The organism is Microbulbifer bruguierae (genome assembly GCF_029869925.1).
Classification (GTDB): domain Bacteria; phylum Pseudomonadota; class Gammaproteobacteria; order Pseudomonadales; family Cellvibrionaceae; genus Microbulbifer; species Microbulbifer bruguierae.
Window position 1 is genome coordinate 1094736 of sequence record NZ_CP118605.1, and the last position, 14535, is coordinate 1109270.

Annotated in this window: 11 protein-coding genes; 6 read left to right on the forward strand and 5 right to left on the reverse strand. The window is 57.4% G+C overall.

Annotated elements, in window-relative coordinates; translation table 11 throughout:
• The first annotated feature begins 36 nt into the window (after positions 1-36).
• From selD to phnE, 6 genes are read left to right on the forward strand one after another with little or no spacing between them, the layout of a single operon-like run.
• Positions 37-1101, forward strand: coding sequence for a selenide, water dikinase SelD (selD, locus tag PVT68_RS04700; protein WP_280321476.1), 1065 nt, complete (start codon positions 37-39; stop codon positions 1099-1101).
• On the forward strand, positions 1098-2240 hold the full coding sequence (gene mnmH / locus PVT68_RS04705; RefSeq protein WP_280321478.1) for a tRNA 2-selenouridine(34) synthase MnmH: 1143 nt from the start codon (positions 1098-1100) through the stop codon (positions 2238-2240). Before selD ends, mnmH begins: the two co-directional genes overlap by 4 nt.
• 44 nt (positions 2241-2284) lie before the next feature.
• Positions 2285-3202, forward strand: coding sequence for a putative selenate ABC transporter substrate-binding protein (locus tag PVT68_RS04710; protein WP_280321480.1), 918 nt, complete (start codon positions 2285-2287; stop codon positions 3200-3202).
• A complete protein-coding gene (locus tag PVT68_RS04715) occupies positions 3199-4014 on the forward strand; it encodes a phosphonate ABC transporter ATP-binding protein (RefSeq protein ID WP_280321481.1) in 816 nt (271 codons plus the stop codon). The genes PVT68_RS04710 and PVT68_RS04715 overlap by 4 nt, the downstream gene beginning before the upstream one ends.
• On the forward strand, positions 3977-4894 hold the full coding sequence (locus PVT68_RS04720; protein ID WP_280321482.1) for a PhnE/PtxC family ABC transporter permease: 918 nt from the start codon (positions 3977-3979) through the stop codon (positions 4892-4894). The genes PVT68_RS04715 and PVT68_RS04720 overlap by 38 nt, the downstream gene beginning before the upstream one ends.
• The gene (gene phnE / locus PVT68_RS04725) at positions 4891-5709 is read left to right on the forward strand and encodes a phosphonate ABC transporter, permease protein PhnE (RefSeq protein WP_280321483.1); all 819 of its coding nucleotides are present in this window, start codon (positions 4891-4893) and stop codon (positions 5707-5709) included. The genes PVT68_RS04720 and phnE overlap by 4 nt, the downstream gene beginning before the upstream one ends.
• Positions 5710-5753: 44 nt before the next feature.
• On the opposite strand, the gene PVT68_RS04730 is transcribed toward phnE, so the two are convergent.
• From PVT68_RS04730 to PVT68_RS04750, 5 genes are all read right to left on the reverse strand, one after another.
• The gene (locus tag PVT68_RS04730; protein WP_280321484.1) at positions 5754-6797 is read right to left on the reverse strand and encodes a ChaN family lipoprotein; all 1044 of its coding nucleotides are present in this window, start codon (positions 6795-6797) and stop codon (positions 5754-5756) included.
• A 126-nt stretch (positions 6798-6923) separates the two neighbouring features.
• Positions 6924-8297 (reverse strand): HlyD family type I secretion periplasmic adaptor subunit, encoded by a 1374-nt coding sequence (locus PVT68_RS04735; protein ID WP_280321485.1) that lies wholly within the window; start codon positions 8295-8297, stop codon positions 6924-6926.
• A gap of 4 nt (positions 8298-8301) precedes the next feature.
• Complete coding sequence (locus tag PVT68_RS04740; RefSeq protein WP_280321486.1) at positions 8302-10608, reverse strand: type I secretion system permease/ATPase; 2307 nt, start codon at positions 10606-10608, stop codon at positions 8302-8304.
• A 51-nt stretch (positions 10609-10659) separates the two neighbouring features.
• Positions 10660-12111: a TolC family outer membrane protein gene (locus PVT68_RS04745; protein ID WP_280321487.1), complete on the reverse strand. Its 1452-nt coding sequence runs from the start codon at positions 12109-12111 to the stop codon at positions 10660-10662.
• Between the two features lie 190 nt (positions 12112-12301).
• Positions 12302-14212 (reverse strand): BapA/Bap/LapF family prefix-like domain-containing protein, encoded by a 1911-nt coding sequence (locus PVT68_RS04750; RefSeq protein ID WP_280321488.1) that lies wholly within the window; start codon positions 14210-14212, stop codon positions 12302-12304.
• Positions 14213-14535: the final 323 nt, after the last annotated feature.

Consider the following 14535-nt stretch of genomic DNA (forward strand, 5'->3'; position numbering starts at 1 on the left):
TTGTTAGAATTCACCGCCCTATTTCCGGAAACGACCATGAACGCCAGCACCGAAGCAACCTTACCGATCCGCCTGACCCAATACAGCCATGGTGCCGGCTGCGGCTGCAAGATTTCCCCGGCAGTGCTCGATCAGATCCTCGCCGGCAGCGGCTCGCAACTGTCTGATTCCAGACTTTGGGTGGGCAACGACTCGCGGGACGATGCCGCGGTTTACGCGCTGGACAATGAGCGTGGCGTCGTATCGACCACCGATTTTTTCATGCCCATCGTCGACGATCCCTATGACTTCGGCCGTATCGCGGCCACCAATGCCATCAGCGACATCTACGCCATGGGCGCCGATCCGCTGATGGCGATCGCCATTCTGGGGTGGCCGGTGAATGTATTGCCGCCGGAAGTAGCGCGGGAAGTCATTCGCGGCGGCCGCGCGGTGTGTGACGCGGCGGGTATTCCGCTAGCTGGCGGTCACTCCATCGACGCACCCGAACCCATCTTTGGCCTTGCGGTAACCGGTGTCGTGGAAAAGCGCTGGCTCAAACGCAACGACACAGCCAGCGCAGGCTGTCGCCTGTATCTCACCAAACCGCTGGGGATCGGCGTTCTGACTACGGCCGAGAAACAAGGCAAGCTGCGCGAAGAGGATACCGGTACCGCCCGCGACCTGATGTGCACCCTCAACCGTCCCGGCAGCCGTTTCGCCCGCATATCTGCGGTAGCTGCCATGACCGACGTCACCGGCTTTGGCCTGCTCGGTCATCTGGTGGAAATGGCGGACGGCAGCGGCCTCACTGCACGGCTCAATTACCGAGCGGTACCGCGCATCGCCAACGTGGAGCACTACCTCGAACTCGGCTGTATCCCGGGAGGCACCGGGCGTAATTTCGCCAGCTATGGCCACCGAGTAGAGCTGACAGATGAATCCTACCTGCCACTGCTTGCGGACCCGCAGACCAGCGGCGGTCTGCTGATCGCCGTCGAGCCGGACGGCGAAGCAGAATTTCTCGCCGCAGCGCGCGCACTCGACCTGCAGCTGTCACCCATTGGTGAACTGGTTGCGCGCAATGGCGGCGAGCGAGACGTTGCGGTAATCGTCACATGAGTGAAGACGACGCGAACAATCAAAGCGATCACAACAGCAACCGGAGCGACACCGCCAACTACCGGGAAATATTTCTGCACGACCTGCCGCTAATCGATACCCGCGCACCAGTGGAGTTCAATAAGGGCTCCTTTCCCAACGCCGTCAATCTGCCACTGATGACCGATGTCGAGCGCCAGAAAGTGGGCACCTGCTACAAGCAAAAAGGCCAGCAGGCAGCCATCGTCCTCGGTCACGAATTGGTGAGTGGTGAAATAAAAAATGCGCGTGTCGCGGCCTGGGCAGCATTTGCCCGCGCCCACCCCGAAGGCTACCTGTTCTGCTTCCGCGGCGGCTTACGCTCCCGGATCAGTCAACAGTGGCTTGCACAGGCGGGAGTCGACTATCCGAGGATATCCGGCGGCTACAAGGCAATGCGCACTTTTCTGATCGAGGAAATCGAGAGTGCCGTGCGCGAGTGCCGGTTTACCATTGTCGGCGGTATGACCGGCACCGGGAAAACCGAAGTGCTGGCACAGCTGGATAACGCGGTAGACCTCGAAGGCCATGCCAATCACCGCGGCTCCAGCTTCGGCAAGAAAGCCACTCCGCAGCCATCGCAAATCGGGTTTGAAAATGCTCTGGCCATCGACTTTCTCAAACGTCGCAACGCCGGGCAACAGCAATTTGTACTGGAGGACGAAAGTCGTCTGATCGGCCGTTGCTCGCTGCCTTTGTCATTGCACCAGGGCATGCGCACCTACCCTCTGGTGTGGCTGGATGATGCACTGGAAAGCCGGATTGAGCGAATTCTGAAAGACTACGTCATCGACCTCTGCGCCGAATTTGTCTCGCTACATGGCGAAGTGGAAGGCCGGCAACTGTTTGCCGTCACCCTGCGCCAGAACCTGGCCAACATTACCAGGCGACTGGGAGGCGAGCGCTTCCGCGAACTGGATTCCATGATGCAGGATGCGTTGAAGCAGCAACTGGCCCACGACACCGTCGATCTTCACCGCCACTGGATCACCGCCCTGCTGCGGGACTACTACGACCCCATGTACGTCTACCAGCTGGCGCAGAAAGGCGATCGCATTGTATTCCGCGGCAATCAGCGGGACGTTGTTGCCTTTCTGCGGGCACAGTACGAAGAAGGCTGAAACAAACCGATACCGATTTTTCCACATTGATCTGGAGAACACTTTTGAAACTGCAAACAAAAATCCCCCGCCGCAGAAACCGCAGCGCCAGTTTCTTTGCCAGCCTGTTGCTGTTGCCGATTACACTGTTGTTCGGCTCTGCGGCAATTGCCGAAGAAATCACCGGTGAAGAAAAATCGCAGCAAGTTCTGCGCGTCTCCGCCATTCCCGATGAAGCCCCCACCGAACTGCAGCGAAAATTCAAACCCTTGGGACAATATCTGGAACAACAACTCGGCATGGCGGTGCGATTCGTTCCGGTCACCGATTACGCCGCGGTTGTGCAGGGCCTGGCCGCCGACAAAGTCGATCTGGCTTGGCTGGGTGGTTTCACTTTTGTACAGGCTCGCCTGCAAACCGGCAATGCCATCCCTCTGGTACAGCGGGAGCGGGACAGAAACTTCACCAGTAAATTCATCAGTGCTGATCCTGCGGTAAAAACCCTTCAGGACCTGAAGGGTAAAAGTTTTGTGTTTGGTTCCATTTCCTCCACCTCTGGCAGCCTGATGCCCCGCTACTTTATGGCGAAAGACGGCATAAAACCGGAAACTTTTTTCAGCCGCGTCGCCTACTCCGGTGCCCACGATGCCACGGCTGCCTGGGTACAGGCTGGCAAGGCCGATGCCGGCGTACTTAATGCCGCAGTGTGGGACAAACTGGTGGCGAGTGGCAAAGTAGATACCAGCCGGGTACGGGTACTCGCCACAACCCCGCCCTACTTCGATTACAACTGGACGGTACGCGGCGACCTCGCTCCGGAACTGACTGCGAAAATCAAGGCCGCGTTCCTTGCGCTGGATCCGCAAATACCACAGCACAAAACAATCCTCGAGCTGCAAGCGGCGGAGCGCTTTATCGAAACCGCACCGGAGAATTATCAATCCATTGAAGATGCGGCGCGTTCGGTAGGACTGCTGAAGTGATCGCAACGCTGCGCAATGTGCAGGTAGCTTATCCCGCATCCACAGGTGGAGATCCGGGGCGAGGTCTGGAGGAGATCAATCTCGCGCTGCGGGGCGGCGAGCATGTTGCCATCATAGGGCCTTCCGGAGCAGGCAAAAGTACCTTACTGCGGCTGCTTGCAACCGCGCAGCGACCTTCCGCCGGTTATATCACGCTCGCCGACTGCAATCCCTGGGGACTCGGCACACGCGCGCGTCAGCGGTTGCGCACCCGTATTGGACTGATTCAGCAGTCCCCACCACTGCCGCCGCGCCAGCGGGTAGTTACCGCGATTAGTGCCAGCCGCACCGGGCAGTGGCCGCTGTGGAAAAGCCTGGCCAACCTTGCCTATCCCCTGGATATGGCAAACATTGCGCGGGAACTCAGTAAGCTGGACCTGAGTGACAAGATTTTCCAGCGCTGCGGCCAGCTCTCCGGAGGGGAGTTGCAGCGTGCCGCCATCGCCCGCACTCTTTACCAGCGCGCGGAAATCATCCTCGCGGACGAGCCGGTATCCGCTATGGACCCGGTATTGGCTGAACACACACTGGATCTGCTGAACCGGGAATGCCGGCAATACAATGCCACTCTGGTCGTCAGCCTGCACAATCTGCAACTCGCGCTCAAGTACTTTCCCCGGGTGATCGGCCTGCGCCATGGGCGCATCCAGTTCGACAAGGCGGCGGCGGAAATCAGCCAACATGAGTTGGACGCACTTTACGCCAACGAACAATTGCGCCCGACGGCAGTTGCTCATGCCGCAGCCTGGTCCGATAACAGGTCCCGCTGCTAACACCATGCGCAAGGCTGCGACCAACCCGCAAAAGTCCGACGTCTACAGAGCGTCATCCTATACCGGCCCGCGAGATCCGGCCGCGGTCCCCCGCCTGCTCATCACCCTGCTCGCAATACTACTGCTCTGGCCCGGCCTGTATTTCAGCGAGCTGAACCTGGCGGTACTGTTTGATCGCGACAGTACCCGGGCCATGGGTGCCCTGCTCACCGACGCCTGGCCTCCGGCACACACGCCGGACTTTCTCGCAGTGCTGGGACCAGCAACACTGGAGACTCTGGCCATTGCCGTAGCGGGAATTGCACTCGCGCTGCCGCTTGCCACGGTCGCCTCACTGCTTGCGACTCGCGCGCTGTCCCGCACTGCCTTCGAACGTAATGGCGCGCCATCGCTACTGGGCCGCGGCCTGCGATGGCCGATGCGCGCACTGCTGATCCTGCTGCGCAGCGTGCCGGAGATTGTGTGGGCACTGCTGTTTGTGCGCGGCGTGGGCCTGGGGCCAACCGCCGGAGTACTGGCTATCGCCATCACCTACAGCGGTATGCTCGGCAAGGTGTATGCGGAGATTTTTGAATCCGTTGACCAGCGACCGGCGCAGGCGCTGCTCGGTTCCGGCGCATCCCGGGTCAGCGCGTTCCTGTATGGCATTCTTCCCAATGCCAGCGGCGAGCTGATTTCCTATACCGTATATCGCTGGGAGTGCGCCCTGCGTGCCTCCGTGGTAATGGGATTTGTCGGTGCGGGCGGGCTCGGCCAACAACTCGAACTGTCCCTGCGTATGTTTGCCGGCAGTGAGGTGCTGACCATTCTGCTCGTGTTTCTATTCCTGGTGTTGCTGGCAGATAGTTTAAGCCGGGTGCTGCGGGTACGGCTTACATGACGCAACCAAACAGCAAAAAAAGCACACGGCAGCACTCAGGCTACCCGAGCCCCATCGGCAATCTCCTGTTGCTGGTGATTCTGTTATTGATCGTGGTTGCCGCTTTCAGATACCTCCAGCTGGATTTTTCCGCATTGACGGCGAGCGAGAACCTACGACAAATGGGCGGCTATCTTGCCGAGTTTCTGCACCCGGATATTTCGACACCACACCTGCTGGCATTAAGCCGCGGCGCGGCAGAAACTCTGGCTATGTCCGTGGCCGGCACGCTGCTGGCAGCAATGAGTGGAATTGTGATGGCACTGCCGGCCGCCGGGTATTTTGGCTGGTTGGCAAAACAGCTGAGCCGGGGACTACTGAATGTCCTGAGATCCATTCCCGAACTGGTGTGGGCAGCACTGATGGTGTTGGCGGCGGGACTCGGCCCTAATGCCGGCACTCTGGCACTGGCGCTGCACACCGCCGGTGTGCTGGGACGCCTGTTCGCGGAAGCTCTGGAAAATACTCCACCCACGGCCACCGAGGCAGTGCGCCTGAGCGGCGGATCCCACAGCGAGGCTTTCTGCTACGGCACCCTGCCCGCTCTGTGGCCACAGCTGGCGGCCTACACCCTTTACCGCTGGGAAAACAATATCCGCATGTCCAGCGTGCTCGGCTTCGTGGGTGCCGGCGGTCTGGGGCAGATGCTATACATCCATCTCAGCCTGTTCCAGCAGGCCCAGGCAGCGACAGTGATTCTCGCCATTTTGATGCTGGTACTCGCCGTCGACAGCTTCAGCCAGTGGCTGCGACGGCGAGGTAACCCGGGATATTGAATCGTTTGCCCCGGGAAATCCTCGAACATCCCTGAGCCGTAATGCTATTTACAAAGCTTTGCCTTTTCTCTCGACGTGGCGAACATCGCTTTGCGAACCTTCGCTATATAGTCCCCATCCACAAATTCTTGCGGCAGGGGATTGAGCAGGTAATAAAAATCATCGCCGCGCTTACCTGCGGCTCTCGCCTGCTCCGATGCCAGCAACTCGTCCGGGTGCAACGGCGTAATGACCCGGATAGTAAGTTCAGGATTCATACGCTGCAGTGCGCCGGCGGTTCCGAGGTGACCCTCACTGTGAAAACTGCCGTTCACATGAATCACCTGACCACCAGGAAACTGCGCCAGCGCGCGGTCTATGGATTCTGCCATGGTATTGTCCCGGGTGATTTGCGCCAGGTAGGCCTGACGCTGATGCTCGCCCGGCACCTCCTCCGCCCCTCCCATCAGGCGGTAAAAGCGTTCGTCGTAGCCGGCAATGTCGGCAAAAGGTTGCTGTGCGATATAGCCTTTTTCTTCGTCATCCAACTTGTGCAAGTAGTCATCACCCTGGCGACCGATGCAGCGCACCAGATCCCCCGGCGCATTGGCGGCAATCACTGGTATGCCATTCCGCTTGGCGTATTCAACCAGCGGCCGGTAACTTCCCGTATAGTTTTTCCAAGCGGGGGCCTCGTCAACCAGATAACGTTCCCCCACTGTACCGGCAACATAACGATCCAGAATCCCCTGCTGGTCCCGGGCAAACATCTCCATGCTCAGAAGGGTCGCTCGCCTGCTGTTGTTCATTTGGTGATTGTTGCGGTGAAGGCCGGCAAGCACCCGGGCCTCCAGCAGGTGTGATGCCTGGTTACCATGATATTCGCCGATAAACACCACATCCGCACTACTCAGAGATGCGATAAGCAGATCCAGTGAAACAGCACGGTGTGATGAATCCAGCAATTGATAGTCGTAAGCCGTGACGAGATGGACCGCCGAAGAAAGATCCTCGCCCGACGTTCCAGAAGTACCAGCACAGCCACTGAGAGTGGTAGCAGCGTAAATACAGGAAAATAAACAGGAGCGCAAAACGTCTACTTTTCTCATTGGGCTAACGGGAATGGTCACTTGTTGATATAGCCACTACGTTAAACTTCCAACTATTGAGGCCAAAGTCACTTACAGGTATTCCAGCTACCTCGTGACAATCAAGCTATTTTTTCGCCAAAGAAATCAGCGCTCTCGCAGCGCCTCCCCCGCCTGATTGAAAGGCTTGATCAAATAATCGAAGACTGTTTTCGAACCGGTTTTCACGTCCACCGTCGCCACCATCCCCGGCACTATCGGAAACTCCTTTCCCGCACTATTGATCAGAGCATGTGAGTCCGTGAGGATAAGCACGTGGTAAAAGTATTCGCCCGGCTTGGTTTCATCCTGAATGGTATCCGGTGAAATGGTCGTCACCTTGCCATCGAGTCCACCGTATATCGAGTAGTCGTAAGCGGTGATTTTTACCTTGGCTGCTTGCCCCGGATGAATAAATGCAATATCACGCGGAGAGATTTTTGCCTCAATCAACAGGCGGTCATCCAGCGGCACGATTTCCATCAAGCGGCCATTCGGTGGAATGACACCGCCAATTGTCGTCACTTCAATATCCTTGACGATACCGCGGACAGGTGATTTGAGGGTCAAGCGAGTCAGGGAGTCCGCTCTCCCTTCGATTACCGAACTCAGCGCCTCGACTTCCGCGCTGACACCGGCCAGTTCCTCTCTGGCCCGCACCATGTATTCGGACTGCGCTTCCTTGATTTTCAAATCAAGCTCGGATTTTTGCCGGCTTAACCGCAGCACTTCCACATTGCTGGCCGCACCGGAAGCAACCAGCGAGCGGGTAATCGACAACTCCTTCTGAACCAGATCCCGCGACTCCCGTAAACTGCTGAGAGAATCCTGCAGGCTCTGCTGGCGGGTCTGGTATAGCTTTTCTTCCTTCGCCAGTAATTCCTTATGTTGTGACAGTTCTTCCGGAAAATGCAGCTCAGTTCCGTTTACTTCGGCGCTGATACGAGCGGAACTGGCCAGTGCCGCGCGGTACCTGGCTTCGCTCTCTTCTACATTGGAGCGAATTTTCGTAGGGTCCAGTTGTGCCAGTATCTGGTCCCTCTCAACAATATCGCCCTCGGCCACGTTCAGCCGGGTAAGAATCCCCCCTTCCAGGGATTGGATAACCTGCGCTCGGGACGTAGGAATGACTTTTCCAGACCCTTTGGATACTTCGTCGACGCGGGCAAAGTAAGACCAGCCCAGCAGGCAAAGCAGCAATAGAAACAGTATCCAGATTACGCGACTGGATCCGGACAGCGCACTGTCATCGGCTTCTTCACGGTAATGGGAGCCGGCATTGTGAAAATCCGCTTCCAGCATGGCCACATTGGCGGCCGCACCCGCTACATACTTGCGGCTACTGATTGCCGATTCGTGCTGTGCCGTCGCAACTTTGGGTTCCGTCGCCGCTCTTCCCTGGGCGCTGTTTTGTTCACTTGTAGTAGCGCGGGGTGCTTGCACCGGAGATGAAGCTGCAACTGTTCGATTCGCTTTCGCCATCCGTTCACCTGTCTATCCGTTCCTTCCCAGCCGTCATTTCCTTGCCAGCCAACCGCGTCTGTGCCGCCTGACTTTGTACTTTTCCCTTGCTCCGCGCGGAAGCTACTGCGGTATCCTGTGCGCTACTTTTAATAGTTCCGGTAGCAGTTCCCGGAGTTGCGCCCGACGGATTCGCTTCAGACACCTTGGCTTCCGCCAGTTTTTTCAGGGCAATGGACTTTGGCTCGTCCAGTACCAGTCGTCCATTCTCAACCACCAGAATACGGTCCACTAACTGCAGAGTGCTGCTGCGATGGGTTGCGAGAATCAGTGTTCGACCCACCGCCCAGCGCTGGAGTTTGTTGATAAATCGTTTTTCAGTGAGGTCATCCAGCGACGCAGTTGGCTCGTCGAGCAACGCCACCTGGGGATTGCGAATAAACAGCCTCGCCAGCAAAAGCGACTGGCGCTGACCACCGGAAAGCCCGAGCCCTCCTTCCAGAATTACATGGTCCAAACCTTTTGGCAGTTTCTGTACAAACTCCAGAGCACTGGACATATCGAGGGCGGCAATGATTTCCCGGTCTGTGGCACCGGGCGCACCGAGGGTTACATTCTCTCGCAGCGTGCCGTGAAAAAGGGTGGCATTCTGGGTCAACAACCCCACGTCCCTACGGGTATCCGCCGGATCAATATGCTGCAGGCTGATACCCTCCAGGGTGATCTCACCGGAACTCGCTTCCAGATAACCGGAGAGGGCCTGCAGCATTGTGGATTTTCCTGCGCCATTGCGCCCAAGGATTGCGATTTTTTCTCCCGCCCGGATATCCAGTGCGGAAACCGTCAGGGCCGGCAGTCTACACTCGCTGCCGTATTTAAAACTCGCGTCACGCAGCTGGTAATTGCCACCGATGGACCCGAGGTGTACACGACGGCTGTCCTGTGGGTGATCTACCGGCAGCTGCATGATTTGATCGAGCCCCTTGAGCGCATACCTGGCTTGCTGCCAGCGGCTGAGCACCTGGGTAATCTGCGACATGGGCGCCATCATTCGCGATCCAAGAATCGACGCAGCAACCAGCGAGCCCGTTGTCATATCCCCGGCCATCACCATGGGCGCACCAAACAATACGATGATAGCGAATACCGATGACTGCACATTGTGGGTCCAGGTCACCAGTCGACCAATCAACCCGCGCAACTGTAAATTCGATTCGGCGGTTACCGCGTTGTAGTGATTCCACTGTTGCTGGAATCGCTGCTCCGCCTGCAGCGCCTTGATATCTTCAATACCCTGCACTGTTTCCACCAACATGGCATTGCGCAGAGACGACTCGCGAATGGATTCCCCCGCGAGACGCGCCAGTTTCGACTGCGCCAGTAGTCCAGGCAGGATCAAAGCCAGTAGTGCCGTCAGAGGCACCAGTGCCAGTGGTCCAGCGATGTACCACATGAACGCCAGGAACAGAAAGAAAAACGGCATATCTGCCATCGCCAGAATAGTGGTAGAGGTCACCAGTTCACGGACCCGTTCCAGCTCCCGGATCTGGGAAATAAAGGCTCCGGTAGATTTTGGCCTTGCACTGTTGCGCAGGCGTACCGCATGGCCAAACACCAGATCCGACACACGGATATCCGCTCGTTTTCCCAGCAAATCGGTGATCCGTATGCGGTTCACACGCATAACGAAGTCGAACAGTATGGCAATGATGACGCCGCTAAACAGAACGTACAGGGTGGGTATGGACTCCGCCGGAATTACCCGGTCATAGACCTGTTTAGAAAATAATATACCGGCGAGAGCGAGCATATTTGCCACGGTGGTGGCAATCATCACATGCCCGTAAGGTTTCAGGTCTCGCAAAATAATCGAGCGAAACCAGTGTTTTTCCTGCGGCTTTATGTAGTCGTCAACCCGCGCATCCGCCACATTACTGGCCGGCCTTAGCACAACGACCGAAGCGATATGGCGCATCAGAGAAGCGGCCTTTACCCGAGATGAGGCGCCTCGATCACCACTGAAGGCGACGGATAATTGCCCTTCCCCATCGGTAGTTTCCACCACGCCGACCTGACCGCCCTGCAACTGTACCAGCAAAGGCAATCGCCAGGGGCTCAACATGGAAGGATCGAAGTCCGTGAACTTTGCCACCAGACCGGCCTGTCGCGCCATGCTGCGCACAACATTTTCTACCGGCTCCGCCTTGCCAAGGTTGGCGGCGATGCGGACGTTTTCTTCTGAAATCTCCAGCCGATAATGCCTGGCCACGACAAGAATTGCCGCTAACCAGGGCGAATAATCCACATCCCGCTCTTTTTGGGGCTGTTCCATCAACCACTCCTTTAGCCCCCCAACCATTCACTGAAACGTTACCGGTAACACTCAGGGCAAAACCTCAACGCCCTGAATATTCCGTCCCTGAAGATCAAAAGCGTCACGTATTTGGCCTACCGTATACAGGCAGTCCACCTGCAACCTGTACAAATCAAACTCGGTATTATTTTTTTCGATACGCGCGGAATACACTTCTTCTTCTGAGTTCAGTAGCTCAACCAGCGTCCGCGTGCCAAGTGATGAATACTGTTTACGGTAAAGGTCACGGGTTTCGGTAATTGCCCCGAGGCGGGAATCCAGAATCGAGAGACTTTGTTGCAGCCCCAGACTCTGGCTCTGCGCAATGCGCAAGTCCCGCACAGCTTCGAGCCGCGCGTTGTCCTTGGCCGCTTCCGCCGAGCGCATGGCAAAGTTCGCCGCGTCTCTGTTCGCATAAATCCGGCCACCCTGATAGATGGGCATGGAAAGATTCAGGAAGACTGCACCCTCATGTTCATTCAGCGCATTGGCATCGGCATATTGTTCATCCAGATAGTTATTGACGCTGCCATCCAGCGAGAGTGTCGGCCAGGATTGTGCACGCGCTTGTTTTAACTGCGCCACCGCCTCCGCGCGCTGCGCTTCTGCCACCAATACCGTCGGAGCCGCATTAGCCATCATGGGATCCAGCTGGCAACCGTTGCGTACTGACTCGGGAATCCCTGCCTTCAACAGAACCGGTTGCGCAACCCCCATCAAATTCTGCAGCACACTGCGCCAGCGATCCAATTGCGCCAGTGTCTGCTGCCGATTGGCGCGCGCCGACTCGATGCGCGACAGCGCCTGCAGCACATCGGATCGTGTGCTCGCGCCCCGCTCGCTACGAATATTTACCAGCCGCGAGATAGCGGATACACCTTCGATCTGCGTTTCAGCCGAATTCAATAGTGCCTGGTAGCGCTGGACCTCCAACGCAGCCTGGGCTGTATCTCTTGCAATATTATCTATCTGCAGTAAAACCCGGGCCTGAGAGGCCCGCGCGCTCGCTGCTGCACTGTCCACACCGCTGGATATTTTTCCAAAGTCGTAGATAACCTGGGACACGTAGAGCTGAACCGCATGTCCCTCATGATTACCCCGGGTTTCGGTATCGTATCCTCCCAACAGGTTCACACTGACCTGAGGAAAATATCCGGCTCTGGCCGCGCGAATATTTTCCTGCTGCTGGTTCAGTTCGCCGACAGATTGCCCGATGATCGGGTGCCAGGAAACCGCCTGCTGCACCGCATCCGACAATCCAACCTGGATACTGGCGGCGCTGGCAGAAATACCGGGATGCAGTGGTTGCGCTGAATATAGAGGACTGGTGGCCATATCAGCCTGCAGCCGGCTCGGGCTGATGACTTCCAATTCGGCATCAGCTGAATCACCGGCAAAACCGTGATCGGCCACCGTCACCAGGCACAGCGCCAACAGAATCGTAAAAATATTGGCTGGACAGGCATCTCTACGCGCGGCCATCCGTAGTTTCAGATTCGCGTATCGCTGACTCACTGTTATTCACTTTGTTGCGGCCCGAGCGCCTCGGTAAAGCCATGTGCGAAAAGTTATTCCTTTATGCAGAGAGCAGTCTAGTTCAATAAAAAAGCACCGGGTTATTGGCCCGGTGCTTGTGGCGCCCAAACAGACAGGGCAAATCGAGTCCTGTTAACTAGATGTCGTGGCTTCCATTCTGTGCCAGCAGGTCACCAATGGGGTCATCCATATTCATCGGCAAACTTTCCTGCAAAAGCAGTGGATCCGACAATGCGAGTTGCTCTATCGCAGGGTCAGCGCCCAACCCAAGGTCAGCCAGCAGGTCACTGGCGGGATTGGTATCCAGCAGGTCCTCGAGCTGAACCATCAGGTTCTCACCGGAATCACTGTCAGCGAGGGTACTACCGGGATAGCCGGCACTACCCGAACAACCACAGTCGTCATCCACGCTGCGTATTTCCGGAAGCTCGATCACACTCACCAGCGCATCAGCGACAAGCTCTCCAGTGTAACCGCCACCGTAGTTTGAGCCTGGTTCTCCCTGTACCACACCATAGCGATCAGCTTCGCATTCCGATGATGGATAGCCATCGGAGGGATACGGGTCACAGGAAATATCTATATCGATGTCTATATCAACACTGATTTCACAGCCCTTTCCGCAATCGCCATGCGACGAGCCGGACTTGTCGATATCGATATCTACCTCGACATCCATATCGTAATGCCCATAGCCGTCTTTGCCGTCGTGGCCCTTATCGTGGCCCTTATCGTGGCCATGTCCCCCGTACTCTCCACAGCCCGAGTCACAACCTGAGCCGTAATCGTCTTTGCAATCGAAGTCGATATCGATGTCGATATCCACTTTTATATCGCAGTCGGCATCGGCATCGGCGTCCGCATCAGCATCGGCATCGGCATCGGCATCGGCGTCCGCGTCCGCATCGGCATCGGCGTCCGCATCGGCATCCGCATCGGCGTCGGCGTCCGCATCGGCATCCGCATCGGCGTCCGCATCGGCATCGGCGTCGGCATCGGCGTCGGCATCGGCGTCGGCGTCGGCATCAGCGTCGGCATCGGCATCGGCATCGGCATCGGCATCGGTATCGGCATCGGCATCGGCATCAGCGTCGGCATCCGCGTCTGCATCCGCATCCGCATCGGCGTCGGCATCCGCATCGGCGTCGGCATCCGCATCGGCGTCCGCATCGGCGTCGGCGTCGGCGTCGGCGTCGGCGTCCGCATCCGCATCGGCGTCCGCATCGGCGTCGGCGTCGGCATCCGCGTCGGCATCCGCATCCGCGTCTGCATCCGCATCGGCGTCCGCATCGGCATCAGCGTCGGCATGGGCATCGGCGACGGCGTCGGCATCAGCGTCGGCATCGGCATCAGCGTCGGCATGGGCGTCCGCATCGGCATCGGCATCGGCATCGGCGTCGGCGTCCGCAACGGTATCGGCGTCGGCGTCTGCATCGGAGTCCGCATCTGCATCACCGTCCGGTGGAGTCGGGCCACCTCCGGGTGGAGTTGGTCCACCGCCTGGTGGAGTCGGACCACCTCCCGGAGGTGTCGGGCCCCCTCCAGGTGGCGTCGGACCGCCACCTGGCTCTTCCGGTTCCTCAGGTTCAGGAGGTCGCGGCTGGAGCCTGTCCGGGTTGTGATTGTCATCATCCACCGCATCGGCAATTGCGATAATGCCGAGTGCAGCAAGCCCAGCCCATACCCAGGGACAAACACATCCACCCGCTGGAAGTATGCCGGCCAGGCCGCTACCACTACTCACCTGCGCCATGGAAAAGATGGAACCATCGATGCCCTGTTGAGCCAGCAGCACCTCGCCGGTTTCCGGCGCTTCCAGAAAAAGGTCGCTCTGAACCTCTGAAGCATCGGCGAGATAAAAATTCTCAATAGTGACTATTTCCCCAGACGCCAGTCGAATGACCAAATCATCCCCGGACCGGGAAAAAGACAACACGTCTTCCTGTGCCAACCCCAGTTTTACGAACCCCGGGGAGTTCAAAACCACGTGTGAGGAATCAAACGAACTCAGAGTGCCACTGGATTTATCAACTACCTGGGTTAGCATCCTGCCTACCTTTTCAAATCGTCCGTCGACGAACAGCTAACGAAACGGGTGCCGCAAAACTCAACCTGAAGCGACCAAATATCACCCACAACGGTCAAGTTTTAACCATACATAATTTGGTATGGCCGAGCCGTTCACAATTTGCAAGGGAAGTGGAACAGTTTGAGAAAATCGTGCTAGGTCATGGAAGTACGTCAGATTTGTCCTGGCGTCATCGGATATCACTCGCGGTGAGTTTCCAAATCCAACAGCGGCCTACCCATGTTTTTCTCTAGCTACCGATATATAAAGCAAGGCCCTCTTCGCGAGGGCCTAACTAAAGA

Coding starts and splice junctions, on each gene's coding strand:
- PVT68_RS04745 (WP_280321487.1), bottom strand. CDS start 12,111: ATGGCCGCGCGTAGAGATGCCTGTCCAGCCAATATTTTTACGATTCTG.
- PVT68_RS04720 (WP_280321482.1), top strand. CDS start 3,977: ATGCCGCAGCCTGGTCCGATAACAGGTCCCGCTGCTAACACCATGCGC.
- PVT68_RS04750 (WP_280321488.1), bottom strand. CDS start 14,212: ATGCTAACCCAGGTAGTTGATAAATCCAGTGGCACTCTGAGTTCGTTT.
- phnE (WP_280321483.1), top strand. CDS start 4,891: ATGACGCAACCAAACAGCAAAAAAAGCACACGGCAGCACTCAGGCTAC.
- PVT68_RS04740 (WP_280321486.1), bottom strand. CDS start 10,608: ATGGAACAGCCCCAAAAAGAGCGGGATGTGGATTATTCGCCCTGGTTA.
- mnmH (WP_280321478.1), top strand. CDS start 1,098: ATGAGTGAAGACGACGCGAACAATCAAAGCGATCACAACAGCAACCGG.
- selD (WP_280321476.1), top strand. CDS start 37: ATGAACGCCAGCACCGAAGCAACCTTACCGATCCGCCTGACCCAATAC.
- PVT68_RS04730 (WP_280321484.1), bottom strand. CDS start 6,797: ATGAGAAAAGTAGACGTTTTGCGCTCCTGTTTATTTTCCTGTATTTAC.
- PVT68_RS04735 (WP_280321485.1), bottom strand. CDS start 8,297: ATGGCGAAAGCGAATCGAACAGTTGCAGCTTCATCTCCGGTGCAAGCA.